Below are 24,101 nucleotides of genomic sequence, written 5' to 3'. Positions count from 1 at the left end.
GGGCATGCGGGTCCTCCAGGGAGCGGCCGGGGCGGCGGGGTCGCTCCCGACCGTAGGCCTCCGCTGTTTCGCGCGCGTTTCCGGCGGGAGGCGCGCGATCCGGATCCGGAGCGGCCCCGCCCCCGGGTGCTAGAGCTCGCCCTGCTGCGAGGTGCCGGCCGGGATCGGGACGAGCCGCGTCACGACGGGAGGATGGGCGACGAGTCCGCGGATCGCCGCGTTGAGGCGGACGACCGGCTCGCCGGCGCCGTGCGCGTCGAGCAGGTCGCCGCTCGTCCACTTCTCTAGCATGACGATGGTGCCGTCGGGCGAGTCGTGGATCGCGTAGAGCTCGCAGCCCTCCTCCTCGTGCACCTCCGCGATGGCGGTGGAGAGGGCGGCGACGAGCGCGTCGCGCTGCCCCTCGGCGGGAGTGAAGATCGCGGTGACGACGACGGGATCGGACATGGCGTGCCTTTCGGAGGGGGGAGGGGGATCAGCGCCGCGGGGGTGCGGCGCAGCTGGAGCGGATGACGAGGTCGGCCTGCACCTCGATGTGCTGCGGCGCGTCGGGGAGGCGGCCCTGCATGCGGGCGAGGACGAGCTCGACGCTGTGACGGGCGAGCATGTCGATCGGCTGACGGACGACGCTGAGCGGCGGGGTGACCAGCTCACTCCACGGGTTGTCGTCGAACACGACGACCGAGAGGGCCTCCGGGATCCGGATCCCGAGCTGGAAGAGCCGGTGCACGGCGCTGCGCACCTGCGCGCCGCTGCCCGCGGTCTGAGGAGGCCGCGGCTGCCGCGGCACCTCCGGCCGCCGGAGCAGCCGCAGGCCGGTCGCGAGCTGCCAGGCCGTGACGGCGTAGACGGAGGCGCGCTCCCAGACGCCGTCGGGCAGCAGATCGACGCCGGGCACGCGGGTGTCGACCTGCAGCATCAGCAGCGCGAGCAGGCCGACCGCGCCGAGCACGATCCCGACCGTCCCGAGCGCCCACGGGGCGCGGCCGCGCCGGGCCGCGGCACCGGCGACGATCGAGGCCGCGTTGCCGCCGACGATCGCCATCGCGGCGCCGACCACGTGCAGGCCGCCGATCCCGTTCTGCGCACTGGCGCTGCTCCCGTGCACGAGGCCCACCACGGCGATGCCCACGGCGTAGACCACGGCGAGGGAGAGGAACAGCCCCCGCGATCCGCCCCGCGCCGCCCGCACGGTCGTGACGGCGGCGGCGAGGTAGAGCGCCCCCTGCAGGAGGAATCCGGCGTTCATCACCGCGTGCAGCGGCGAGTCGATCGCGCGCCCCTGGAACACGCCCACCTCGGGCACGCCGAGATCGCTGATGTAGTTCCGTGCGTAGCTGTAGCCCGGGAACGCGGACGCGGCGACCGCCTCCGCTCCGACGTAGGCGAGCGCGCTCACCACCCACAGCACTCCGGCCCCACGAGTTCCCATGCGCCCATCATCCCCGGGCCCGGCCGCGCCGGTCGTCGGCGCCGGACGGCTCCCCGGCTAGGCTCGCCGGATGCTGCAGGTGCGGGGTGAGTCCGGGCAGGCCGTGCTCCTCCTGCCGGGCGGGGGCGAGGCCGTCGACGGGTTCTTCCCCGGGCTGGTCGAGGGCCTGATCGTCGATCCGGGCTGCCGGGTGGTCCTCTACGACAGACCGGGCACAGCGGGGTCGGAGGTCGCCGGCGGACTGACCGACGCCGCCGACGCCGTCCACGCCGTGCTGGCCGGCCTCGGGACAGGTCCGGTCGTCGTGATCGGCCAGAGTCTCGGCGGTGCCGTCGCGATGCTGCTCGCTCGCGATCATCCCGAGGACGTCGCGGGACTCGTGCTCCTCGACCCGACGCCCGTCAACGACACGGCACTGGCGCGTCAGGTGGAGCGGACGGCCCGGGCGACGGCGACGCTCTCGAGACTGCCGGGGCTCGGCCGAGCGCTGTCCGCGCTGCTGCGCACGAGCGCCGCCCGGTCGGCGAGGCGCCACGCGATGAGCCCGGCCGCGCGCGCGGCCGCTCTCGCGATGGCGGACGTCGACCTGCCGGGGCTCGCCTCCGCCGCCGCCGGTCTGGAGCAGGTGGCGCGTGGCTTCGACGAGTCTCAGCTGCCCGCCGTCCCCGCGGCCGTGGTGACCGCGGACCGCCGGCCCGGGTCCTCCCTGCATCGCGCGCATCGGCGCGTCGCCGCCGCCCTGGACGCGCCGCTGCTGTCCTGGCCCGGAGCGGTGCACGAGGTGCACCTGAGCCACGAGCGCGAGGTGCTCGAGGTCGCCCGCGCGATCGTGCGGGCCGTCGCCTCCGACTAGGTCCGGAGCCGCTGCGCCGCCGCTCCGGTCACAGGCTGAACCCGCCGTCGGTCGTGAGCACCTGCCCGACGACCCAGCTGCCCGCCGACGTGGCCAGCCATGCGATCAGCTCCGCGGGCAGGCGCGGGGCCACCCGGTACGAGGACGCCGCTCCGGCTCCGCTGCGCGAGGGAGGACGACGCGGACTACTCCTCGTCCGCCCGGTAGACCTTCCGGAACGCGTCCTTGCGGGCGATCCTCCCGCCGCGGAACTCGTAGATGTCGCAGCCCCGCGTGACCTGGGGTCGGCCGTCGGGGCCGGTCCCGGTGAAGGACCAGGTGGCCGCGCCGCGCGTCCCGGAGATGAGGGGAGCCCCCTCCTCGTGCCGCTCCTGTCCGGTGTCGAAGGCGAGCATGAGCGCGAATCCCTCGCGGACCTGCTCCTTGCCCGTCCAGGTGCGGCCGGGCTCGGGGCCGACGGACGCGCCGTAGACGCAGTCGTCGGTCATGTGGCTCATCAGCGCTTCGAGGTCGTGGCGGGTCCAGGCGTCGCTGAACGCGGCCAGCACCTCGGGCGTCATCTCGCTCGTGCTGGTCTCGGTCGAAGAGGAGTCGTCCATGAGCGGGCCTCGGTCCTTCTGATCGGTGGACCGTCGTCGGTCGCTCTGCGACCGTGGCAGGTGAGCGGCCGCAGTGGCAACGCCCTCTAGCGGTCATGTCCGGAAGCGGACGGCCGGCGGATCAGTGGTCCGTCGATCCGCCGACCAGCGGGTGAGCGCGACGGCGGGGGGCGGTGCACTGCGGGCGGCGGGAGCGGCCGCCGAGGCGACCCGCTCCACCGGGCACTGCCTCGTCTCGATGCTGAGCCCCTTCGCGAAGGCCGTGCCGAAGTCGGACGCGGGCCGGTCCTCCTCCGCCTCCTCGGTCGCGGCTCCCGGGTCGCCCGCTGCGGCCGGATGCTAGGCGCTCGCCGCCTCCTCCGCCACCTCCTCCCCGCCGACCGGCGCCGACGCGCAGGATGAGGAGCACCGGTCGCGGCGGGCACCGACTCCGCACCCGACCGGCACCGAGACCGCCACGAGCCCGCGCCGGCGGGAGGACAGCGAGAGCACCATGGGATTCTGGGGACCGACCGACGAGACCCGCAGCACGCGCCCGGTCGACGAGCCGCTCGGCGAGCTGGAGCTCGTGCACGCCTTCACCAGCGGGCCGATGCCCACCGGCGTCAGCGTCTCGCACACCGGGCGGATCTTCGTGAACTTCCCCAAGTGGGGAGACGAGGTCCCGGCCACGGTCGTGGAGCTGGTCGACGGAGCGGCGGTGCCCTACCCGGACGAGGCCTGGAACACGCCGTCGGGAGTCGACGACGCCGGCGCCCTCGTATCGGTGCAGAGCATCGTCGTCGATCCGGCCGACCGGCTCTGGATCCTCGACACCGGCAGCCCGATGTTCGAGCCGACGAAGAAGGGCGGCCCGAAGCTCGTCCGCGTCGACCTGGCGACCGACACCGTCGAGCAGGTGATCGTCCTCGAGCCGGACGTCGCCCTGCCGACCACCTACCTCAACGACGTGCGCTTCGATCTGCGGCGCGGCATCGCCTACATCACCGACTCGGCCGATTCAGGCCCGAACGGGATCATCGTCGTCGACCTCGAGGCGGGGACCGCCTGGCGCCGCCTGCACGACCACCCGAGCACGAAGGCGCTCACTCCTCCGGAGCTCGTGCCGATGGCCGAGGGCCGCGTGCTGATGAAGCGCCCGGCCGACGGCGACCCGCAGCCGGTGACGATGGGCGCTGACGGCATCGCGATCTCGGCCGACGGCGAGCGCCTCTGGTACTGCCCGCTCGCCTCCCGCCGCTGGTTCAGCGTGGCGACGGCGGCCCTGGTCGACCGGTCGGTGCCGGACGAGGACGTCGCGGCGACCGTCGTCGACGAGGGCGACAAGGGCGGGGGAGCGGACGGCCTCGAGACGGATGCGCTGGGCCGCTTCTACGCCACGAGCTACGAGAACAACGCGATCGTCCGCCGTCGCACCGACGGCACGATGGAGACGATCGTGCACGACGAGCGGCTGCTCTGGCCCGACACCATGTCGATCGCGACGGACGAGCACCTGTACGTCACCGCGAACCAGCTGCACCGCCAGGCCGATTACCAGGGCGGCACGGATCTGCGGACGTACCCGTACTCGCTGTTCCGGGTGCGGATCGGCGCGGGGCCGGTTCTCCTGCGCTGAAGGCCCCCGCCCGGTCTCCTGCGCCGAGATCCGCAGCGCGGATCAGCGCCAGTGGGCGAGCTCCGTGCGGAGGGTCCCGCGGGCGCGGGCGAGCAGTCCGCGGACGGTCGAGGTCGTGAGCCCCAGCTCGTGCGCGATCGCGTCATAGCTGCACTGCTCCAGCTGGCGCAGCTCCCAGCAGCGGCGCTGGGCCGGGGGCATCGCGGCGAGCACCCGGTTGGCGTCGGCGGCGAGCGATCCGCAGTGCGCGGCGTGCTCCGGGTCGTCGGCAGCGGAGGCGGGGAACTCGTCGTCCAGCTCGGCTCGCAGCCGCGAGACGCTGGAGCGGAGCCGGTCGACGCTGCGGCGGCGGGCGGTCGTGACGAGCCAGCCGGCGATGGTCTCGCCGTCGATCACGCTGTCCACGTGGGTCCACGCCGCGAGGAACGTCTCCTGCACCACGTCGTCGACGTCGGCGCTGCTGCGGAGGGTGCGGGCGGCCGTCGCGCGGAGCAGCGCGGTGTAGCGGCGGACGATGGTGGCGAACGCGCGGTCGTCGCCCTCCGCGGCGCGGATGACGAGCATCCGGTCCGAGTCGGGCTCGAGCAGTGCGAGCGGCGGCGCGGCGAGGGTCGAGGTGCGGGCCCTCGGGAGGCGTGCGGGGGTGGTGGCGGTGAGCATGCGGACTCCGGTCGACTTGATGTGTACGCATGATTCGGAGGCGCGCTCCGGCCCGGTTTCCCGGGGCGGGACCCCAGTGGGAGGGGCAGGTCTGTCCGGTTTCCGGGGACGTCAGCGCCGCCGCGACCACCAGCGGCGGGACCGCTCCGGCTCGGCGGCCGCCCGGGCCTCGGCCTCGGCGGCGCGATCGGCGCGCCGCTGCGACCAGGCGGCGACCTCCTCGTCGACGTCCCGGAGCGGGGTGACGACGGGCGGACCGCCCAGCAGCTGGCGGCGCGCCTCGATCACCCGCGTGTTGAAGTCGGCGAGCTCGGCGCGCACCTCCTCCTCGCGGTGCAGGCGGTCGAGGCGCTCGTCGAGCGCGCGGTCCTCGGCGCGGAGGAGGAAGGCGGCCGGGCCGATACCGGTGAGGTTCTCGCGCTCGATCTTGCGGCGGATCCACCAGTCCGGGTCGTGGGCCGCGCCCAGGTCCGGAAGCGGCTTCCCCGATCCCGGCAGGTCGTCGAAGTCGCCGCGGCGGATCGCGAGCTGGATCGCCGTCTCGACGAACGCGGCCCGCTCGAGCGGATCCTCCGGCAGGGCGGGCTGCTCCGCCTCCTCCTCGCCCGCGGCGCCGGCCCGGTACCGGGCGGCGCGCTCCCTCGCATCCGACATCCCTCCACGCTAGATCGGGCTCCTCGCCCCGGGCAACCACCCCTCCCGCCGTCTCCGTGGTCGGCGGGGCTCCGCGGGTCGACATCGCCGGACCGGCGTGCGTAGTATCGATACTCGATAACATCGACGATCGATAAGGAGCACGCCATGACGAGTGTCATCCCCAGCGGACCGGTCCGGGAGCGTCCGCGCGTGTTCCGGGTGGCCAGGGCGGTCCTGCTCATCGTCGCGGTCTTCTCCGTGCTCACCGCGCTCCTGCAGACCTGGACCGTCACCACCGGGCGCACCCTGCTGGTCTTCGGGGGAGCGGACGGCCGCCTCCCGCTCCGGAGCCTCCCGCAGCTGCTGCAGGCCGAGCCGCGCGAGGGCACCGCGCCCACGCTCGCCGACGCCGCCCTCTCCCTCCGCCTGCTCGGTGCGCTGCCGAGCCTCCTCCAGGCGGTCACGATCGTCCTCGCCACGGTCTTCCTCCTGCGGGTCCTCCGCGGCATCGCGGCCGGACGCCCGTTCGACCCCTTCGTCCTCGCGAACTGGCGCCGTCTGAGCCTCGCCCTGCTGATCGGAGGAGTGGCGCAGGGCCTCGCCGACACCGCGGCCGGCCTGTACCTCAGCTCCGGCATCGGCCTGCTGTTCGCCGCCGGCCGGGTGACCGACGAGCAGCGCGATGCCTTCCTCGGCGGCGACTACCAGGCCATCGGGACGAACCTGCCGCAGTGGCCCGTCCCCGTCCTGCTCGCCGGAGTGGTGGCCCTCGCCCTGACGGCGGCGTTCCGCGCCGGCGCGAAGCTCGAACGGGACGTCGACGGCGTTGTCTGAGCCCGCCGACGACGAGAGGCACTGGATCGACTGCCACCTCGGAGCAGTGCTGGCCGAGCGCGGCGTGACCCTCACCGCCCTCTCGGCCCGCACCGGCATCACGATGGCGAACCTCTCCATCCTCAAGAACAACCGCGCCCGCGCGATCCGCTTCACGACGCTGACGCTCATCTGCGACGCGCTCGACTGCACCCCGCAGGAGCTGTTCTCGATCCGGGCCGTCGACGAGCGGGGGTAGCGGCGGGCGGATCGGCCAGGGGATCTCTGCGGGGCCGATGGTAGGGACGCCGTCCGATCCGACCGTCGATCGAGCAGGCCTCAGCCGCGCTCCACGTCCGCCCCTCCTGGGATCGGCCGGAGCTCCCCGGAGCTCGCTCTCGTCCCGACCCATGGATGAGCCTCACCAGCGCGGTTGGCGGCCTCGGCCATCGACCGTCCACAGGGGAGCGAGCTCGTCAGCGGGACCGTCGAATGCTCCTCCGGTGGATGCCGGCGGCTGCTCGCGGTCGTCCCTCCCGACGCGAATCACTCCCGAGCAGTTGTCGAGCGAGCTCGAGAGGACCCCGCAGACACGCATCGCGGGAACCCTCCGGGACCCTCGCTCCATCACGGTGACTGCCACCGTCGAAGGGCCCCTCCTGAAGATCCGGGCCGACTACTGGTCCCAGGAGTACATCCCCTGGGGACGTGTGCGAAGCGTCCTCGTGGGTGCTTCCGCGAACCGGTCCCGTCGCGCTGTGCGATCTCCCTGAGACGGCGGCGGTGTACCCGTCGACGAGGCCGCCGGTCATCGTCCCCGCGAGGAGCGCCCGCTTCAGACCCGCACCGACGACGAACACGTCGATCGACCCGGGGTTCCCGAACGGGGGACGGACCGTGATGCACGTCTGGTCGTGCTGAGCGGCGGTCAGCGGTCGAGGACTTGACGAATGACGAGGACTCGGTTCTCCGTCGACTCCCGCCCGACCGGGTCGAAGCCGCTCGCCGTCATCACTGAGACCCTGCTCGAGCCGGTCGGCGTGCTCGTGCGCGCCGCGCTGCGGCCGCTTCCCGCCCGCTCAGTCCAGCGGGTAGCCCGGCAGCCCGTCGATGCTGACCGCGTTCCGCGTGGCGCGGTACTCGGCCATGCCGTCGGGGCCCTTCTTCTCGGCCTGGAGGAGGAGCAGGTCGCGCTCGCCGACCGGCTCCATCACGGGCACGCCCCAGCCGCACGCGTCGCTGATGCGGGTGAGCTCGACGGTGACGACCGCGCGGGTGCTCGGGTGCTCGGGGTGCTGCTCCGCGACCTCGGTGAACGCCTCCGAACCGGGCAGGTGCACGGAGCCGGTGCCGTGCAGGCGGACGATGCGCGGACGCGATCCGAACGACGCGAACATCAGGCACACGCGCCCGTTCTCGCGCAGGTGCGCGATCGTCTCGACTCCGCTGCCCGTGTAGTCGACCCAGCCGACCCGCCGCGGGCCGAGGATCGAGAACGAGTCGTGGCCGCGCGGCGACATGTTGACGTGCCCGTCGGCGGCGAGGGGCGCGGTGGCGACGAACCACATCGGCTGCTCGTGGATCCAGGAGGAGAGGCTCTCGTCGATCTCGTCGTAGACGTGCGCCACGGGGTCAGGCCCCGGCTGCGCGGCGGACCAGCTCGGTGACGGCGGCGCGCGTCTCGGCGTCGGCGGAGACGAGCGCGTAGGCGGTCGGCCAGATCGTGCCGTCGTCGAGCTGGGCGCCGTCCTGGAAGCCGAGGGTCGAGTAGCGCGTGCCGAACTTCGCGCCGGGCTGGAAGAAGACGATCGCCTTGCCGTCGGAGCGCGCGTAGGCGGGGAAGCCGTACCAGGTCTTCGGGAGGAGATCGGGGGCGGTCTCGCCGACGACCTCGTGGAGCATCTGGGCGATCGGCCGCTCCTCGTCGGTCATCGCGGCGATCGCGGCCTCCGCGTCCCTGCGGTCGGCGTCGGCCTTGTCGGCGCTCTTCTGCCGCTTCGCCTCCGCCCGCAGCTCGGCCGCGCGCTGCTTCATCGCCGCGCGCTCGTCCTTCGAGAAACCGTCTTCGGAGGCCAAGTCCGCCCGTCCCGTCCGTCTGCGGCTCCCGGTCCGGGAGCGTCCCCGCACATCGTGACAGCGCCGCACTCGCCGCACAACGGCGGGAGCGAGCGCGACCGCGCGCCCCGGAAGCCCAGCCTCCGCGGTTAGCGTGGGCGGATGCGCCTCCTCCTGATCCGCCACGGCCAGACCCCCTCCAACGTCGCCGGGCTCCTCGACACCCGCATCCCCGGACCCGGGCTCACCGACCTCGGCCGCACCCAGGCCGCGGCACTGCCCGGTCGGCTCGCCGGCGAGGGGATCGGCGCGCTGCTCGTCTCGACGATGGTCCGCACCCACGAGACGGCCGCCCCTCTCGCCGCGGCCCTCGGGCTCGAGCCGATGGAGCGCGACGGCATCCGCGAGGTCGCGGCCGCGGGGCTCGAGATGCGCGGCGACGACGCGGCGGTCGAGGAGTACATGGGCACGGTCTTCCGCTGGGCCGGCGGCGAGACGTCGATCCGGCTGGCGGGCGGCGAGACGGGCGACGAGTTCGCGGCGCGCTACGACGCGGTGGTGGCGGAGGCGGAGGCGCTCGGGCACGAGGTCGTCGCGCTGATCAGCCACGGCGCCGCCATCCGCTGCTGGGCGGGTCTGCGCTCCCTCGACCTCGATGCGCGCTTCATCGCCGACCACCTGCTCGACAACACCGGCGTCGTCGTCCTCGAGGGCTCGGGCGACGCGTGGACGCTCGTGTCCTGGCAGGGCGAGCCCGTCAGTGGAGTCGGCGCGGCGGCCCCCTCGGGCCCGGCGGGCGAGACCACTGTCTGAGCTGCGGGGCCTCCTCGCCGGTCGAGCAGCGGCGGATGGAGACCGGCCGGAACGAGCGCCGCCGGCCGCGCCACCACGGTAACGATCGCGCAACAGTCCGGAAACCAGCTCCGACCAGCACTTTCACTTGCGCTGATCGGTTCACCGCCACCCCTGGACCCGCCCCCGCAATTGTCCGACGTTTGCCCCTCGGCGGCTCCGCGGCTACCGTGGTCGGCGGTCCTCACGGGCCCCGATGAACCGGTCCGCGCTCGCACGGCGTCCCCCAGGACGCGCCGCGATCGTACGGTCAACGGGAGTGGAGGCGGCCCCGAGGCCGCCTCGGACGCTCTCGCCTCCACCCCCTGCCGCGCTGAGCGGCGGGACGCACGCGGAGGCTCGACGCACGGCTGTCCCACGCTCCCGACCCGGCACCACGAGATGAGCGCAGGGCGTCGTCCCTGCGCGCCGACGGAGTGTACGTGCACCAGAACCAGCAGACCATCAGCGAGCCCCGGAGCGAGGCGGGCGCCGATCCCGCGACCCCCGCTCTCGAGGCCCGCCACCTCTTCAAGGTGTTCGGCCGGAAGCCCGACGAGGTCGTCCGCCGACTGGGCGAGGGCGCCGACCGCGGCGAGCTCGCCGGACTCGGCACGGCCGCGGTGATCGACGCGTCCTTCACCGTGCGCCGCGGCGAGATCTTCGTCGTGATGGGCCTCTCCGGCTCCGGGAAGTCCACCCTGATCCGCATGCTGAACGGGCTCCAGGAGCCCTCCGCGGGCGAGGTCCTGATCGAGGGCTCCACCATCACCGGCGTCTCCGAGGCGGAGCTGCGCCGCGTGCGCCGCTCGTCGGTGTCGATGGTGTTCCAGCACTTCGCGCTCCTCCCGCACCGCACCGTGCTCGACAACGTCGCGTACCCGCTCGAGATCCAGGGCGTCCCCGCGGCCGAGCGCCGCGAGCGGGCCCTGCTCGCGGTCGAGCGCGCCGGTCTCGCCGGCTGGCACGAGAAGATGCCCGACGAGCTCTCCGGCGGCATGCGCCAGCGCGTCGGCCTCGCCCGGGCGCTCGCCGCCGACACCGACATCGTGCTGATGGACGAGGCGTTCTCGGCACTCGACCCGCTGATCCGCCGCGAGATGCAGGAGCAGCTGATCGAGCTGCAGCACGAGCTCGGCAAGACCATCGTCTTCATCACGCACGACCTCAACGAGGCCATGTTCCTCGGCGACCGCATAGCGGTGATGCGCGACGGCCGCATCGTCCAGATCGGCACCCCGGAGGAGATCCTCACCGACCCGGCGAACGACTACGTCGCCCAGTTCGTGCAGGACGTCGACCGCGCCCGCGTGCTCACCGCCTCCGCCGTGATGGAGCCCGCCCGCTCCGTGGTCACCCTGGCGGCCGGTCCCCGCGCCGCGCTCCGGAGCATGCGCGACCTGCAGACCTCGGCCGCGTTCGTGGTCGGCGGCGGACGCCGCCTGCTGGGCACGGTCCGCGACCGCGACGTGATCGAGCAGGTGCGCCGGAGCACCGGCGACCTCTCGGCGGTCCTCGCCTCCGACGTCGTCACCGTCGGTCCGGACACCGCCCTCAGCGAGGTCATCGAGCCCGCCGTCGAGTCGGCGCTGCCGGTCGCCGTGGTCGACGCCGACGGGCGTCTGCTCGGAGCGATCCCGCGGGTGACCCTGCTCGCGGCGCTCGGCAACGTGCCCGCCCGCACCGGCGAGCACCCGGTGATCGAGCCGCCCGCCACCGTCTCGACCGAGGTCGTCACCGCGACCCTGCACGCGACCGGAGGCCCCGTCGACGACGCCGTCCTCGCGGCGGACGGAGGTGCACGATGACCGATCTCGGATTCCGCCTCCCGCTCGGCGCCCTCGCCGAGGGTGCCGTCGATGTCCTCACGCAGACCTTCCAGCCGGTCTTCGACCTGCTGCGCACCGTCTTCGGCGCCCTCTACTCCGGCGTCGACCTCGCCCTCGCCACGCCGCCCTTCTGGGTGATCGTCGCCTTCCTCGCCGTACTGGCCTACGCCGTCCGCGGCTGGGTCTTCGCGGCCGGCACCGCCGTGGGGCTCCTGCTGATCGTGGGGGTCGACCAGTGGGAGAACGCGATGGACTCCCTCGCGCTGGTGCTCGTCGCCTCCGTGATCGCCATCGCGCTGAGCGTGCCGCTGGGCGTGCTCGCCGCGCGCAACCGCACGGCCTCCGCGGTCATCCGGCCCGTGCTCGACCTGATGCAGACGATGCCGGCCTTCGTCTACCTGATCCCCGCGCTGATCCTGTTCCGGGTCGGAGTGGTGCCCGGCATCGTCGCGACCATCGTGTTCGCGATGGCGCCGGGCGTCCGGCTCACCGAGCTGGGCATCCGCGGCGTCGACCCGGAGCTCGTCGAGGCGGGGGAGTCGTTCGGCTCCTCGAAGTGGCGGATCCTCCGCCAGATCCAGCTGCCGCTGGCGCTGCCCTCGATCCTGGCGGGCCTCAACCAGGTCATCATGCTCTCGCTCTCGATGGTCGTCATCGCGGGCATGGTCGGCGCCGGAGGGCTGGGCGGCGACGTCGTCGCGAGCCTCAACCGGATCGATGTCGCGCTCGGCTTCGAGGCGGGCATCTCCGTCGTGATCCTCGCGGTCGTCCTCGACCGGATGACCGGCGCGCTGGGCTCGCCCTCGCCGGCGAGGGTCGCCCGGGCGAAGAACCGCCGCGCCGTCGTGGCGACCCGCTCGGCCGTCGGCGTCGTCTCGATCGGCCTGGTCGCGTCCCTCGGGGCCGCGACCCTCGCCGCTCCCGCCACCGCCGCCTCCGTCGACAACGGCGACCGCACCGACGTGACCGTCGCCGTGTTCCAGGGCTGGGACGAGGGGATCGCCGTCTCCGCTCTGTGGGAGGCGGTGCTCGAGGAGCAGGGCTACGACGTGACCCTGCAGAACGCCGACGTCGCCCCCGGCTTCCAGGGCCTCTCGACCGGCGACTACGACCTCGCCCTCGACACCTGGCTGCCGCTCACCCACGCCCGGTACGTCGAGCAGTACGGCGACTCGATCGTCGACCTGGGCGCGTGGAACGACGAGGCGAAGCTGACCATCGCGGTCAACGAGGACGCCCCGATCGACTCCCTCGAGGAGCTCGCCGCCGACCCGGGCGTCGTCGGGAACCGCCTGATCGGCATCGAGCCCGGCTCCGGTCTCAACAAGACGACGACCGAGGACGTCATCCCCGGCTACGGCCTGGAGGGGATGGACTACCTCACCTCGTCGACGCCGGCCATGCTCCAGGAGCTCTCGAGCGCGACCGCCGCGGGCGAGAACATCGCCGTCACGCTCTGGCGCCCGCACTGGGCCTACGACGCCTTCCCGGTCAAGGACCTCGAGGACCCGAAGGGCCTGCTCGGGCAGGCGGAGGGGATCCACTCCTTCGGCTCGGCCGCGTTCGACGCGGACTACCCGACGATGAGCCGCTGGATCCGCGACTTCCGGATGGACTCGAAGACGCTCTACTCGCTCGAGAACGCGCTGTTCAACGACGGGGCCGACGACCGCTCCGCCGCCCTCGCCGCGTGGATGGACGAGAACCGGGAGTACGTCGACACGCTGATCACCTGATCCGCCGCCACGACGGAGGCCGAGAGGCCGGGCGGCCCCGGACCAGGGCTGTCCCGGCCTCTCGGCCTTCGTCGCGCAAGGATCAGGCGGCGCTGACCCGGCGTCCCGCGGTGGCGCGGACGAGGAGGGTGACCACCAGCACCACGGCGGCGGCGACCAGCGCGGCGATCCCGGCGGGGACCGAGACGAGCTCGCCGGCGAAGCGGCCGACGGCGACCCAGGAGAGTCCCCAGACGAGCGAGAGCATCGGGGCGATGCGGCCGCGGCCGGTGACGGCGATCAGGAGTCCGACGAGCGCGGCGACGGCGAGGACGACGACCGCCCAGACCGCGGCGCCCGGACCGTCCGCGCTGCCGACTCCCGCGCCGACGAGCCCGGCGGTGACGTTCGCGGCCGTGGCCACGCACACCCAGCCGAGGTAGAGCCCGAAGGTGCCGTCCGTCACGATCGCGTCGACCACTCCGGCCGACCGGGTGGTCCGCAGGATCACGAAGATGCGCGCGAGCACGGCGAGCAGCAGGGCGATCACGACGACGCTGAGCGTCAGGAAGCCGGCCTGGACGACCAGGATCCACGCGGCGTTCAGGAGGAGGCTCGCGGCGGCCCAGTAGCCCAGCCGGCGGTGGCGGGTGCGGGCTGTCTGCGAGGGCAGGAACTGCCAGATCGCGTAGGCGATGAGGCCGGTGTAGATGACGCTCCAGATCGCGAAGGCGGGGCCGTCGGGAGCGATGGGGGTCGAGGACGCGGTCAGGGCGCCGCCGGCCGCGTTCTGGATCTGCGTGCCGCCCGCGGCGCCCGAGCCGATGAACGAGCCGATGAGGGCGAGCACCGCGCTCACGGCGACGACGACCTGGCGGATCCGGTCGGCGCGGTCGGGGGTTCGTGTGGCGGTCATGTCGCTCCTCCATTAGTCAGCTGGCTGAGTAATGAGAGTAGCGCGATTCCGCTCCCCGTCCACTGGGGCTTGCGGCGCGGCCTCGGCCCTGGATGAGGGCCGGGGCCGGAGCCTCAGGCTCGAGCGGTCGCGTACTGCTCGCGGATCACGGGGCGGTGGTCCGGCGCGGGCTCGGCCACCGAGGTGACGGTCCACGTCGGACGCGATCCGGTCAGCGCCCAGGCGGCCTGCACGGCGGCACCGTCGGCCACGTACTCGCCGGGCATCGGCACCTGCACGGGCACGTCGAACACCTGCGAGGCCGCGAGCTGCACGGCGCGGTTCTGCGCGGCTCCGCCGATGAGGAGGATGCGCCGCGCCTCCACTCCCTGCGCGCGAACGGCGTCGAGGCCGTCGGCCAGTCCGCAGAGCATGCCCTCGATCGCCGCGCGGGCGAGGTTCGGCCGCGTGGTCGAGGCGATGGTCATCCCGTGCAGGCTCGCGGTCGCGTCCGGCAGGTTCGGCGTGCGCTCGCCCTCGAAGTAGGGGACCAGCACGAGGCCGTCGGCACCCGGCTCCGCCTCGAGCGCCAGTGCGGCGAACTCGTCGAAGTCGCTGCCGAGCAGGGTCGCGGTCGAGGCCAGCACGCGCGCGGCGTTGAGCGTCGCGACCAGCGGCAGGAAGCGCCCGCTCGCGTCGGCGAAGCCGGCGACGGTCCCGGAGGCGTCGCGCACCGGGTCGTCCGTGACGGCGAAGACGGTGCCGCTCGTGCCGATGCTGACGACCACGTCGCCGGGGCCGGCGTCGAGGCCGAGCGCGGCGCCCGCGTTGTCGCCCGCGCCGGGGCCGACGACGAGTCCGCTCTCGGTGCGGCCCGCCTCCTCCGAGGGGCCGAGCACGCGGGGGAGCAGCGGGCGGTGGCCGAGGGCGCGCTCGAGCAGGTCGAGGTCGTAGCCGTCCGCTCCCCAGTACGAGGTGCCGGACGCGTCCGACCGGTCGGTCGTGAGGGCGTCGAGCTGCGGACCGCGGGCGGAGTCGGGGCCGTAGCCGAGCAGGCGCCAGGTCAGCCAGTCGTGGGGGAGCGCGACGGCGGCGACACGGGCGGCGTTCTCGGGTTCGGCGTCGCGCAGCCAGCGGAGCTTGGTGGCGGTGAAGGAGGCGACCGGCACCGATCCGGTCCGCTCCGCCCAGGCCTCGGCTCCGAGCTCCTCGACGAGCGCGGCGGCGGCGGGCGCGCTGCGGGTGTCGTTCCAGAGCAGAGCGGGGCGGATGACGGCGCCGCTCTCGTCGAGGACGACCATGCCGTGCTGCTGGCCGCCGACCGAGATCGCGGCGACGTCGTCGAGGCCGCCGGCGTCGGCGAGGGCGAGCTGCAGCGCGTCCCACCACGCGGCCGGATCGACCTCGGTGCCGTCCGGGTGGCTCGCCCGGCCGGTGCGCACCACGGCGCCGGTGTCGAGGTCGCGGACGACCACCTTGCAGCTCTGGGTCGACGAGTCGATCCCTGCGACGAGCGTCATCGCTGTCCTCTTTCGTTGGGGGGTGCGGGTTCGGGCGTCCGGTGCGGAACCGGGCCGGATGCAGGAGAACGGACGAGACCCCGTGCGGGTGCAGGGGATCTCGTCCGTCTCAGGTCGTCCCGCGGCGGACCGCGGGCTCAGGGGGTGCGGGTCAGCCGCGGGCGCCGAGCAGGTGCTCGGTGGCCAGCTGCTGCAGGCGCACGAAGCCGAAGCCCTTGCCGCCGAGGTAGGCGTCGGCGTCGAACGACTCGTACGAGGCGGTGTCCGCGAGCAGGTCGTCGTACGACTCGCCCTCGTTCAGCGTCGGGGTGGAGAGCTCGGCGACCTTCGCGGCGGCCAGCGCCTCCTGCACCTCGGGGTCGGCGCGGAAGGCCGCGGCGCGCTCCTTGAGCAGCAGGTAGGTGCGCATGTTCGCGGCGGCCGAGTCCCAGACTCCGGTCTCGTCCTCGGTGCGCGAGGGCTTGTAGTCGAAGTGGCGCGGGCCGTCGTAGGCCGGGACGCCGCCGGGGCCGCCGTTCTCGAGGAGGTCGACGAGCGAGAACGCGTTGTGCAGGTCGCCGTGGCCGAAGACCAGGTCCTGGTCGTACTTGATGCCGCGCTGGCCGTTGAGGTCGATGTGGAAGAGCTTGCCGTGGTACAGCGCCTGGGCGATGCCGGCGGTGAAGTTCAGGCCCGCCATCTGCTCGTGGCCGACCTCGGGGTTCACGCCGACGAGCTCGGGGCGCTCGAGGGAGTCGATGAACGCGATCGCGTGGCCGAGCGTCGGCAGCAGGATGTCGCCGCGGGGCTCGTTCGGCTTGGGCTCGATGGCGAAGCGGATGTCGTAGCCCTTGTCGGTGACGTAGTCGCCGAGCAGGTTGACGGCCTCGCGGTAGCGCTCGAGCGCGGCGCGGATGTCCTTGGCGGAGTCGTACTCGGCGCCCTCGCGGCCGCCCCACATGACGAACGTCTTCGCGCCCAGCTCGGCGGCGAGGTCGATGTTGCGGAGGACCTTGCGCAGCGCGAAGCGGCGGACGTCGCGGTCGTTCGAGGTGAAGCCGCCGTCCTTGAAGACCGGGGCGCTGAAGAGGTTGGTGGTGACCATCGGCACGATGAGGCCGGTGGACTCCAGCGCGCCCTTGAGGCGGTCGATCTGGGTCTGGCGCTCGGCGTCGGTGGAGCCGAAGGCGAACAGGTCGTCGTCGTGGAAGGTGAGGCCGTACGCGCCGAGCTCGTCGAGCTTCTCGACCGCGTGGACGACGTCGAGCGGCTCGCGGGTCGGGCCGCCGAACGGGTCCGTCCCGTTGTAGCCGATGGTCCAGAGGCCGAACGAGAACTTGTCGGCGCGGGTGGGGGTCAGGGACATGGGATCCGAATCCTTTCCGGCGACGTCGCCGAATTGTTGTTGAGCCCAACATATCCCCTGAGGGTCGGGAGGCGCAACGAGCGGAAGGCCCGGCGCGTCGCCCTCCGGCCGATCGCAGGTGCCGCCCGTTCGTGCGGCGGAACCGCTCGCGGAGCGGGCCGGCGCCCGGGGAGGTCGTCGCGAGGATCGCTTGCGCAAGCGCTTCGACTGTGCGTACAGTCGCTCCAGCACGACCGGTCGAAGCGCTTCGAAGCTCGACCGCGACCGACGACGACGTCCGGCAGGAGGAGCCATGGCGACCATCCACGACGTGGCCCGCGCTGCCGGAGTCTCGATCAGCACCGTCTCCTACGCCCTCTCCGGCAAGCGCTCGATCGCCGCCTCCACCCGGCAGCGCGTCGACGACGCGGTGCGCCAGCTCGGCTACCGGCCCCACGCGGGAGCCCGGATGCTCGCCGGGGCGCGGACCCACATCCTCGCCCTCTCCGCCCCGATGCGCGGCGAGCTGCATTTGCCGACCCACATGCGCTTCGTCACCGAGGTGCTCGAGCGCGCCCGGGAGTCGGACTACGACGTCCTGCTGCTCGTCACCGACGAGGCGTCCAGCGGCATCGGGCGCGTCTCCTCCTCCTCGCTCGTCGACGGCATCGTCCTGATGGGCGTCGACGACGACGACGACCGCGCCGAGCTGATCCGCGCGGCGGGGGTCCCCGCCACCTTCATCGGCGTGCCCGCCGACTCCCACGATCTCGCCTGCGTCGACCTCGACTTCGCCGAGGCCGCCCGCCAGAGCGTCCGCCGGCTCGCCGAGCTGGGCCACCGCTCGCTCGGCCTGCTCGAGCACCCGCAGTCCTACACCGACCGCAACGCCGGCTTCGTCCGCCGCTTCGACGAGGCGTTCCGCGCCGAGGCTGCGGCGCTCGGAGTCGAGATCGCGGTCGAGCGCCCGCACATCGGCCGCCCGAGCGCACAGGCCGCGATCGACGCGATCCTCGCCGCACCCGTCCCGCCCACCGCGCTCGTGCTGCACTGCAACGAGCCCGTGGCGGAGGCGGCGATCGAGCGCGTCCTCGAGCGCGGCCTCTCCGTCCCCGGCGACCTGTCGATCCTGGCGGCCTGCGCCAGCTATGACGGCGGCGCCCTCCCGGTCCCCACCAGCAGTCTTCCCCTCCCGTTCGACGCGATGTGCCGAGCGGCCGTCGCGCGGACCCTCCAGCAGATCGACTCCGGCCGCACCGTCGGCGTCGAGCTGCTCCCGCCCTCCTACGTCGACCGCGGATCCCTCGCGGTCGCTCCGACCGGCGCTCCGGTGCCGGCGGTCCCGTCCGGCACTCCCGCGCCGGCCTCTCTCTAGTCCTCCACCCTCTTCCTGCCCGCTCCGGCTCTGCGCACTGTCGAAACGCTTCGACACCACGCCCCCGCGAGAGTGCGCTCCCTGCACCACCTCCGCAGCACCACCGCACCGTTCGAAGGAGAACCACCGCAATGTCGCTCCGATCCCGCTCCGCCTTCCACCGCCCGACCGCCGGTCTCAGCCGGCGCAACCTCCTCGCCGGCGGAGTCGGCCTCAGCGCGATGTTCGCGCTGGCCGCCTGCTCCGGTGGCGGCTCCGACGCCGGCTCCGACGCGCTCTCGACCACGGTCGACGGCGCCGGCCGCACCCTCACGCTCTGGGACTTCGAGACGCCCGACAGCGACCGCGGCATCGCCTGGCTCGCCGCCCGCGACATCTTCACCCAGGAGACGGGGGCCGAGATCGCGTACGAATTCAAGGCTTTCGAGCAGCTGCGCACCGGCGCCAGCCAGATCTTCAACTCCAACTCGGCGCCCGACGTCGTCGAGTACAACAAGGGCAACGCGACCAGCGGACTCCTCTCGAGCCAGGGCCTGCTCACCAACCTCGACGAGGCGGTCGAGTTCTACGGCTGGGACTCGCTGATCCCCGGCGCGCTGCAGACCACCGCGAAGTACGACGAGAACGGGATCATGGGCTCCGGCTCCTGGTACGGCATCCCCAACTACGGCGAGTTCACCTTCGTCTACTACAACAAGGACGCCTTCGCCGCGAACGGCCTCGAGGTCCCCACCACCTACGAGGAGTTCACGGCCGTCCTCGACGCCTTCGTGGCCAAGGGGATCACCCCGCTGGCGGAGGCCGGCGCCGAGTACCCGCTGCAGCAGCTCTTCTACCAGCTCGCGCTGCTGAAGGCCGACCGCTCCTGGGTCACCGACTACCAGACCTACACGGGCGAGGTCGACTTCGAGGACGCGGCCTGGAGCTACGCGGCCGACCAGCTGAAGACCTACGTCGACAAGGGCTACTTCTCGGCCGACGCCTCCGGGCTGAAGGCGGAGGACGCGGGCACGGCGTTCATCTCGGGCGAGTACCCGATCTTCTTCTCGGGCTCCTGGTGGTTCGGCCGCTTCAAGACCGAGATCACCGGATTCGAGTGGGACACGTTCCTCTTCCCGGGTGCCGAGTTCACGATGGGCTCCGCCGGCAACCACTGGGTGATCCCGGAGACGGCGAAGAACAAGGACCTCGCCTACAAGTGGATCGACATCACGATGCGACCCGAGATCCAGAACCTCATCGGCAACAACGGAGGCATCCCGCTGGTCGTCGACGAGAGCGCCATCACCGACGAGAAGAGCAAGGCGCTGCTCTCGCAGTGGAAGACGGTCGTCGACGGCGACCAGCTCTCCTTCTACCCCGACTGGCCCACCGCGACCTTCTACGACGACCTGGTCGCCGCCACGCAGGAGCTCATCAACGGCTCCTCCGACGAGTCCGCCATGCTCTCCGACCTCCAGGCCAAGTACGACGACGGAGTCGCCGACATCACGTGACGCGGAAGCGTCACGTGATGTCGGCCACGGCGGCCGGCCCCGCGCCTGCAGGCGCGGAACGGCCGTGGAAGACCTGAGGACGTGACGGCGACCCCTCGAGGGGGTCGCACGAACACCGCCGAGCCTCCACCCCCCGCGGGATGCCGCTCCGGTACGCGACACGCCGTCGCCTCCGTATCGGAGCGGCATCCCGCGGCAGCACATCCACGACCCCGTCCGACCTAGGAGTACCCATGACGACGACAGCACCTCGTCGCGCGGAGAGCGCGCCGCCTCCCACGACGCCGCCCCGCGAGAAGCGCTCCGGCGGCTACTGGCTCTACCTGATCCCCGGGTTCGTGCTCTTCACGTTCATCGTGCTGATCCCGCTGATCTGGAACGTCTACATCAGCTTCACGTCCTGGCGCGGCATCAAGCCGCCGATCTTCATCGGCCTCGACAACTGGATCGAGCTGATGGGCGACGACCAGTTCTGGACCTCGTTCCTCAACTCGGTCTACATGATCATCGCGATGGTGATCGTCCCCACGATCCTCGGACTCCTGCTCGCGGCGATCCTCTTCGATCTCGTCGGCAAGAAGTTCGGCGGGCGCCTGGCGAGCTTCCTCCGTGCCACCTACTACCTCCCGCAGATCCTGCCGACCGTCATCGCCGCGATCGTCATCGGCTGGATCCTCCGCCCCGACAACGGCGCGCTGAACTCGATCCTCGAGGCCGTCGGGCTCGGCTCCCTCTCGCACGACTGGCTCGGCAAGCCGGACACCGCGATGCTCTCGATCATGGTCGTGATGATCTGGGTGCAGCTGGGCTACCCGGTCGTCATCTTCATGGCGGCACTGCAGCGCGTGGACCCCGAGCTCTACGAGGCGGCGGAGCTCGACGGGGCGAACTGGTTCCAGCGCTTCCGCTGGATCACGGTCTCGATCATCCGGCCCGAGATCTTCGTGGTCACCCTCACCTGCACCATCGCCGCGCTGAAGGTCTTCGGCCCGATCTACGCCCTGACCCGCGGCGGCCCCGGCGACTCCACGATCGTCCCCTCCTACTACTCGTACACCGAGTTCTTCCAGAAGCAGCAGGTGGGCTACGGCGCCACCATCGCGACCGCGCTCACGATCGTCATCGTGATCCTCGCCGTGCTGTTCATCCGCGCCCAGGAGCGCGTCGAGCGCAGCGAAGGAGCCCGCTGATGTCGGCCATCGAGACCCTGCCCCTCACCCAGGCCGGCACGGAGGACGCGGACCTCCCGTCCTCCCGTCCCGCCAAGCCCGCGAAGGGCACGACCAAGCGCACCCTCGGCGACTGGGTCATCCTCGCCGTCGCCGTGGTGATCGGGCTCGTGATCATCAGCCCGGTGCTGCTGATCCTGCTCAACTCCTTCAAGACCCCCGCGGAGTACTCGGCGAACGGCCCGCTCGCCTTCCCGACCGGCCTCTCCTTCGACGGCCTCTCGACCTTCTGGAGCCGCGTCGACTTCCCCGAGAAGCTCGGCAACTCGATCCTCATCTCGGGGTCGGTCGCGATCCTCGCCGTCGCCCTCTCGGTGCTGAACGCCTACGCGATCGGCATCGGCCGGGTCCGCGGCCGGAGCTGGATCATCGTCCTGTTCCTGCTGGCGAACATGCTCCCGCAGGAGGCCCTGCTCTACCCGCTGTACTACATGTTCAAAGCGGTCGGGATCTACGACACCCAGCTGTCGGTCATCGTCATCTTCACCGTGATCCAGTCGGCGTTCGGCACCTATCTGCTCTCGAGCGTCTACGGCACCTTCCCGAAGGAGATCCTCGAGGCCGCGGCTCTCGACGGCGCCTCGAAGTGGCAGGTCCTCACCCGGGTGATCGTCCCGATCTCGCGGCCCACCCTCTCGGTGCTGATGATCTTCTTCTTCATCTGGACCTGGAACGAGTTCCTCATCCCGCTGGTCTTCCTGGTGAGCGACGCGACGCAGACCGTCCCGATCGCGATCTCGAGCCTCCAGGGCGACAAGATCATGGACGTCACCACGACCAGCGCGAGCGCTCTCCTGGGCCTTCTCCCGACGCTGATCTTCTTCCTGATCTTCCAGCGCACCCTCACCCGCGGCATCACCGCCGGCGCGGTCAAGTAGCCCTCTCTCCCTCCGTCGGCGCCTCCCTCGCGGGATCCGCCGGCGCGCCATCGAAAGGCACCCCCATGAAGTTCACCGACGGGTTCTGGCAGACGCGGGCCGGATTCACGCCCCTGTTCGCGCAGGAGGCGTACGACATCCGCACCGACGGCACCTCGCTCGAGGTGATCGCCCCGACCCGGGTCATCCAGGGCCGCGGCGACGTCCTCAACCGGCCGGCGCTCACGGTCACGGTGTCCTCGCCGGCCGAGGGGGTCGCGCGGGTGCGGATCGAGCACTGGCGCGGGACGGCGGCGCGGCCCGGCTTCGAGCTGGCCGGGGGCGACGTCGGAGCGGCGGAGGTGACGGAGTCCGGCGGCGTGCTGCGCACCGGCGACCTCGAGGTCCGGATCAGGCAGGGCGCTCCGTGGTCGCTGGAGTTCTGGGACACCTCGACCGGCACGCGCCTCACCGGCTCCGGGCACAAGGCGCAGGGCTACCTGACCGGACCGGACGGAGCCGCCTACCTGCACGAGCAGCTCGACCTCGGCGTCGGCGAGCTGGTCTACGGGCTCGGCGAGCGCTTCGGCCCCTTCGTGAAGAACGGCCAGACCGTGGATGTGTGGAACGCCGACGGCGGCACCTCCTCCGAGCAGGCCTACAAGAACGTCCCGTTCTACCTCTCCAGCCGCGGCTACGGCGTGCTCGTGAACGATCCCGGCCTCGTGTCGTTCGAGATCGGCTCCGAGGCGGTCGAGCGCGTGCAGTTCTCGGTCGGCGGCGAGGCGCTGGAGTACCTGGTGATCCAGGGCCCGACGAAGAAGGACGTGCTGCGGCGCTACACCGGTTTCGCGGGCCGCCCCTCCGTCGTGCCCGCCTGGAGCTACGGGCTCTGGCTGACGACCAGCTTCACCACGAGCTACGACGAGGAGACGGTGAACTCCTGCATCGACGGCTTCGCGGAGCGGGAGCTGCCGCTGTCGGCGTTCCACTTCGACTGCTTCTGGATGCGCGAGTTCCAGTGGACCGACCTCGAGTGGGACCCGCGCACCTTCCCGGACCCGGAGGGGATCCTCGCCCGCCTGCACGAGCGCGGGCTGCACACCTGCGTCTGGATCAATCCGTACATCGCGCAGGCGTCGCCGCTGTTCGCCGAGGGGCGCGAGAAGGGCTACCTGCTCAGAACGGCCTCCGGCGACGTCTGGCAGTGGGACATGTGGGTCGCCGGCATGGCCCTGATCGACTTCACGAATCCGGAGGCGACCTCCTGGTTCCAGGAGAAGCTCCGCGTCCTCGTGCGCCAGGGCGTCGACTCCTTCAAGACCGACTTCGGCGAGCGGATCCCGTCGGAGGGCGTCGTCTGGGCCGACGGGACCGACCCCGAGGCCATGCACAACTGGTACACCCAGCTCTACAACCGCGCGGTGCACGAGGTGCTCGAGCAGGAGCTCGGCGAGGGCCGCGCGGTCCTCTTCGCCCGCAGCGCCACGGTCGGCGGGCAGTCGCTGCCGGTGCACTGGGGCGGGGACAACACCTCCTCCTACGTGTCGATGGCCGAGACCCTGCGCGGAGGCCTCTCGCTCGCGCTGGGCGGGTTCGGCTTCTGGGCGCACGACATCGGCGGCTTCGAGGGCACGCCCGATCCCGGAGTGTTCAAGCGCTGGCTCGCGTTCGGCCTGCTCTCCTCGCACTCGAGGCTGCACGGATCCTCCTCGGTGCGCGTGCCGTGGGCGTTCGACGAGGAGGCCGTGGAGGTCACCCGGCTCTTCACCCGGCTGAAGCTCTCGCTGATGCCCTACCTCTTCGCGGCGGGGGCGGAGGCGGCGCGCACCGGCGTCCCGATCATGCGCCCGATGGCGCTCGAGTTCGAGGACGACCGCAGCGCCGCCCACCTCGACACGCAGTACCTGCTCGGGCACGACCTGCTCGTCGCTCCGGTGTTCACCGAGGACGGCACGGTCGAGTTCTACCTCCCGCGCGGGACGTGGACGAGCTGGTGGACGGGCGAGCGGACCGTCTCGACGGGGGAGTGGCGCCGTGAGGTCCACGGCTTCGACTCGCTGCCGCTGTACGTGCGCGAGGGTGCGGTGATCCCGGTGGGGGCCCGCCAGGACTCGGCCGAGTACGACTACCTCGACGGGCTCGAGCTGAGGGTGTTCCCGGGGCCGGACGGAGCGACGCCGGTCCGGGTCGTCGCGCACGACACGGGGGAGGAGACGGTCTTCACCGTGACGCGCTCCGGCGGCGACGTCTCGGTCGACGGCCCGGCCGGCACCTGGACCTGGGTCGAGGCCTGAGCGGCGCCCTCCTGCTGATCGAGCAGCGGGCACAGCTCCCCCCTCGAGACCCCCCGGCCCCGGGAAC

Annotated in this window: 23 protein-coding genes; 13 read left to right on the top strand and 10 right to left on the bottom strand. The window is 72.3% G+C overall.

What is annotated here, in order from left to right; genetic code table 11:
* Positions 1–129 precede the first annotated feature (129 nt).
* Entirely contained in the window at positions 130–447 is a 318-nt protein-coding gene (locus tag C5C55_RS15740) for a putative quinol monooxygenase (protein WP_104224889.1), read from the bottom strand.
* Between the two features lie 28 nt (positions 448–475).
* Positions 476–1,432 carry a DUF998 domain-containing protein gene (locus tag C5C55_RS15735; protein ID WP_258065290.1) on the bottom strand — a complete coding sequence of 319 codons (957 nt, stop codon included), beginning with the start codon at positions 1,430–1,432 and terminating at the stop codon, positions 476–478.
* Between the two features lie 70 nt (positions 1,433–1,502).
* Between C5C55_RS15735 and C5C55_RS15730 the strand changes: the two genes are divergently transcribed.
* Positions 1,503–2,285, top strand: a complete 783-nt coding sequence (locus C5C55_RS15730; RefSeq protein WP_104234565.1) for an alpha/beta fold hydrolase — start codon at positions 1,503–1,505, stop codon at positions 2,283–2,285.
* A 185-nt stretch (positions 2,286–2,470) separates the two neighbouring features.
* Here the strand turns inward: C5C55_RS15730 and C5C55_RS15720 are convergent, their stop codons facing one another.
* On the bottom strand, positions 2,471–2,884 hold the full coding sequence (locus C5C55_RS15720; protein WP_219812389.1) for a nuclear transport factor 2 family protein: 414 nt from the start codon (positions 2,882–2,884) through the stop codon (positions 2,471–2,473).
* Between the two features lie 124 nt (positions 2,885–3,008).
* Here C5C55_RS15720 and C5C55_RS15715 point away from each other — a divergent pair, with 124 nt between their 5' ends.
* Both C5C55_RS15715 and C5C55_RS15710 read left to right on the top strand, forming a co-directional pair.
* Complete coding sequence (locus C5C55_RS15715) at positions 3,009–3,227, top strand: hypothetical protein (RefSeq protein ID WP_104234564.1); 219 nt, start codon at positions 3,009–3,011, stop codon at positions 3,225–3,227.
* Between the two features lie 150 nt (positions 3,228–3,377).
* On the top strand, positions 3,378–4,502 hold the full coding sequence (locus C5C55_RS15710) for an L-dopachrome tautomerase-related protein (RefSeq protein ID WP_104234563.1): 1,125 nt from the start codon (positions 3,378–3,380) through the stop codon (positions 4,500–4,502).
* A 42-nt stretch (positions 4,503–4,544) separates the two neighbouring features.
* Here C5C55_RS15710 and C5C55_RS15705 read toward each other — a convergent pair whose 3' ends face one another.
* Both C5C55_RS15705 and C5C55_RS15700 read right to left on the bottom strand, forming a co-directional pair.
* The gene (locus C5C55_RS15705) at positions 4,545–5,162 is read right to left on the bottom strand and encodes an RNA polymerase sigma factor (RefSeq protein ID WP_104234562.1); all 618 of its coding nucleotides are present in this window, start codon (positions 5,160–5,162) and stop codon (positions 4,545–4,547) included.
* Between the two features lie 111 nt (positions 5,163–5,273).
* The gene (locus tag C5C55_RS15700) at positions 5,274–5,816 is read right to left on the bottom strand and encodes a DUF1992 domain-containing protein (RefSeq protein WP_104234561.1); all 543 of its coding nucleotides are present in this window, start codon (positions 5,814–5,816) and stop codon (positions 5,274–5,276) included.
* A 147-nt stretch (positions 5,817–5,963) separates the two neighbouring features.
* Here C5C55_RS15700 and C5C55_RS15695 point away from each other — a divergent pair, with 147 nt between their 5' ends.
* Positions 5,964–6,632, top strand: a complete 669-nt coding sequence (locus C5C55_RS15695) for a hypothetical protein (protein WP_104227364.1) — start codon at positions 5,964–5,966, stop codon at positions 6,630–6,632.
* Complete coding sequence (locus C5C55_RS15690) at positions 6,625–6,870, top strand: helix-turn-helix transcriptional regulator (RefSeq protein ID WP_181067874.1); 246 nt, start codon at positions 6,625–6,627, stop codon at positions 6,868–6,870. The genes C5C55_RS15695 and C5C55_RS15690 overlap by 8 nt, the downstream gene beginning before the upstream one ends.
* An 820-nt stretch (positions 6,871–7,690) precedes the next feature.
* On the opposite strand, the gene C5C55_RS15685 is transcribed toward C5C55_RS15690, so the two are convergent.
* The gene (locus tag C5C55_RS15685; protein WP_104234560.1) at positions 7,691–8,239 is read right to left on the bottom strand and encodes a pyridoxamine 5'-phosphate oxidase family protein; all 549 of its coding nucleotides are present in this window, start codon (positions 8,237–8,239) and stop codon (positions 7,691–7,693) included.
* A 4-nt stretch (positions 8,240–8,243) separates the two neighbouring features.
* Positions 8,244–8,687, bottom strand: coding sequence for a hypothetical protein (locus tag C5C55_RS15680; protein ID WP_104224881.1), 444 nt, complete (start codon positions 8,685–8,687; stop codon positions 8,244–8,246).
* Positions 8,688–8,828: 141 nt separating this feature from the next.
* Between C5C55_RS15680 and C5C55_RS15675 the strand changes: the two genes are divergently transcribed.
* The 3 genes from C5C55_RS15675 (at position 8,829) to C5C55_RS16990 (ending at position 13,062) form a co-directional block, all read left to right on the top strand.
* Positions 8,829–9,479, top strand: a complete 651-nt coding sequence (locus C5C55_RS15675; RefSeq protein ID WP_104234558.1) for a histidine phosphatase family protein — start codon at positions 8,829–8,831, stop codon at positions 9,477–9,479.
* A 461-nt stretch (positions 9,480–9,940) separates the two neighbouring features.
* Positions 9,941–11,305 carry a glycine betaine/L-proline ABC transporter ATP-binding protein gene (locus tag C5C55_RS15670; protein WP_258065309.1) on the top strand — a complete coding sequence of 455 codons (1,365 nt, stop codon included), beginning with the start codon at positions 9,941–9,943 and terminating at the stop codon, positions 11,303–11,305.
* On the top strand, positions 11,302–13,062 hold the full coding sequence (locus C5C55_RS16990; RefSeq protein ID WP_104234557.1) for an ABC transporter permease/substrate binding protein: 1,761 nt from the start codon (positions 11,302–11,304) through the stop codon (positions 13,060–13,062). The genes C5C55_RS15670 and C5C55_RS16990 overlap by 4 nt, the downstream gene beginning before the upstream one ends.
* 82 nt (positions 13,063–13,144) lie before the next feature.
* Here C5C55_RS16990 and C5C55_RS15660 read toward each other — a convergent pair whose 3' ends face one another.
* The 3 genes from C5C55_RS15660 to xylA form a co-directional block, all read right to left on the bottom strand.
* The gene (locus C5C55_RS15660) at positions 13,145–13,957 is read right to left on the bottom strand and encodes a tryptophan-rich sensory protein (protein ID WP_104224878.1); all 813 of its coding nucleotides are present in this window, start codon (positions 13,955–13,957) and stop codon (positions 13,145–13,147) included.
* A 113-nt stretch (positions 13,958–14,070) separates the two neighbouring features.
* Positions 14,071–15,456, bottom strand: coding sequence for a xylulokinase (gene xylB, locus C5C55_RS15655; RefSeq protein ID WP_104234556.1), 1,386 nt, complete (start codon positions 15,454–15,456; stop codon positions 14,071–14,073).
* A gap of 151 nt (positions 15,457–15,607) precedes the next feature.
* Entirely contained in the window at positions 15,608–16,801 is a 1,194-nt protein-coding gene (gene xylA, locus C5C55_RS15650; RefSeq protein ID WP_104224876.1) for a xylose isomerase, read from the bottom strand.
* 292 nt (positions 16,802–17,093) lie between these two features.
* Between xylA and C5C55_RS15645 the strand changes: the two genes are divergently transcribed.
* From C5C55_RS15645 to yicI, 5 genes are all read left to right on the top strand, one after another.
* On the top strand, positions 17,094–18,155 hold the full coding sequence (locus tag C5C55_RS15645) for a LacI family DNA-binding transcriptional regulator (RefSeq protein WP_104227356.1): 1,062 nt from the start codon (positions 17,094–17,096) through the stop codon (positions 18,153–18,155).
* 131 nt (positions 18,156–18,286) lie between these two features.
* The gene (locus tag C5C55_RS15640) at positions 18,287–19,651 is read left to right on the top strand and encodes an ABC transporter substrate-binding protein (protein WP_258072573.1); all 1,365 of its coding nucleotides are present in this window, start codon (positions 18,287–18,289) and stop codon (positions 19,649–19,651) included.
* A 233-nt stretch (positions 19,652–19,884) separates the two neighbouring features.
* Entirely contained in the window at positions 19,885–20,841 is a 957-nt protein-coding gene (locus tag C5C55_RS15635; RefSeq protein WP_104224874.1) for a carbohydrate ABC transporter permease, read from the top strand.
* Positions 20,841–21,758: a carbohydrate ABC transporter permease gene (locus C5C55_RS15630; RefSeq protein WP_104234555.1), complete on the top strand. Its 918-nt coding sequence runs from the start codon at positions 20,841–20,843 to the stop codon at positions 21,756–21,758. Before C5C55_RS15635 ends, C5C55_RS15630 begins: the two co-directional genes overlap by 1 nt.
* A gap of 65 nt (positions 21,759–21,823) precedes the next feature.
* Positions 21,824–24,034 (top strand): alpha-xylosidase, encoded by a 2,211-nt coding sequence (gene yicI, locus C5C55_RS15625; protein WP_104234554.1) that lies wholly within the window; start codon positions 21,824–21,826, stop codon positions 24,032–24,034.
* Positions 24,035–24,101: the final 67 nt, after the last annotated feature.

It is taken from the genome of Rathayibacter sp. AY1C2, assembly GCF_002931195.1.
Taxonomy (GTDB): Bacteria; Actinomycetota; Actinomycetes; order Actinomycetales; family Microbacteriaceae; genus Rathayibacter.
The sequence above is the reverse complement of the archived record's forward strand: the minus strand, read 5'-3'. Positions and strand labels throughout refer to the sequence as shown.

Excerpts from the sequence above, each read along its gene's own strand:
- C5C55_RS15740 (WP_104224889.1), bottom strand. The coding sequence starts at position 447 with ATGTCCGATCCCGTCGTCGTCACCGCGATCTTCACTCCCGCCGAGGGG.
- C5C55_RS15735 (WP_258065290.1), bottom strand. The coding sequence starts at position 1,432 with ATGGGAACTCGTGGGGCCGGAGTGCTGTGGGTGGTGAGCGCGCTCGCC.
- C5C55_RS15730 (WP_104234565.1), top strand. The coding sequence starts at position 1,503 with ATGCTGCAGGTGCGGGGTGAGTCCGGGCAGGCCGTGCTCCTCCTGCCG.
- C5C55_RS15720 (WP_219812389.1), bottom strand. The coding sequence starts at position 2,884 with ATGGACGACTCCTCTTCGACCGAGACCAGCACGAGCGAGATGACGCCC.
- C5C55_RS15710 (WP_104234563.1), top strand. The coding sequence starts at position 3,378 with ATGGGATTCTGGGGACCGACCGACGAGACCCGCAGCACGCGCCCGGTC.
- C5C55_RS15705 (WP_104234562.1), bottom strand. The coding sequence starts at position 5,162 with ATGCTCACCGCCACCACCCCCGCACGCCTCCCGAGGGCCCGCACCTCG.
- C5C55_RS15700 (WP_104234561.1), bottom strand. The coding sequence starts at position 5,816 with ATGTCGGATGCGAGGGAGCGCGCCGCCCGGTACCGGGCCGGCGCCGCG.
- C5C55_RS15695 (WP_104227364.1), top strand. The coding sequence starts at position 5,964 with ATGACGAGTGTCATCCCCAGCGGACCGGTCCGGGAGCGTCCGCGCGTG.
- C5C55_RS15675 (WP_104234558.1), top strand. The coding sequence starts at position 8,829 with ATGCGCCTCCTCCTGATCCGCCACGGCCAGACCCCCTCCAACGTCGCC.
- C5C55_RS16990 (WP_104234557.1), top strand. The coding sequence starts at position 11,302 with ATGACCGATCTCGGATTCCGCCTCCCGCTCGGCGCCCTCGCCGAGGGT.
- C5C55_RS15660 (WP_104224878.1), bottom strand. The coding sequence starts at position 13,957 with ATGACCGCCACACGAACCCCCGACCGCGCCGACCGGATCCGCCAGGTC.
- xylB (WP_104234556.1), bottom strand. The coding sequence starts at position 15,456 with ATGACGCTCGTCGCAGGGATCGACTCGTCGACCCAGAGCTGCAAGGTG.
- xylA (WP_104224876.1), bottom strand. The coding sequence starts at position 16,801 with ATGTCCCTGACCCCCACCCGCGCCGACAAGTTCTCGTTCGGCCTCTGG.
- C5C55_RS15645 (WP_104227356.1), top strand. The coding sequence starts at position 17,094 with ATGGCGACCATCCACGACGTGGCCCGCGCTGCCGGAGTCTCGATCAGC.
- C5C55_RS15640 (WP_258072573.1), top strand. The coding sequence starts at position 18,287 with ATGTCGCTCCGATCCCGCTCCGCCTTCCACCGCCCGACCGCCGGTCTC.
- C5C55_RS15635 (WP_104224874.1), top strand. The coding sequence starts at position 19,885 with ATGACGACGACAGCACCTCGTCGCGCGGAGAGCGCGCCGCCTCCCACG.
- C5C55_RS15630 (WP_104234555.1), top strand. The coding sequence starts at position 20,841 with ATGTCGGCCATCGAGACCCTGCCCCTCACCCAGGCCGGCACGGAGGAC.
- yicI (WP_104234554.1), top strand. The coding sequence starts at position 21,824 with ATGAAGTTCACCGACGGGTTCTGGCAGACGCGGGCCGGATTCACGCCC.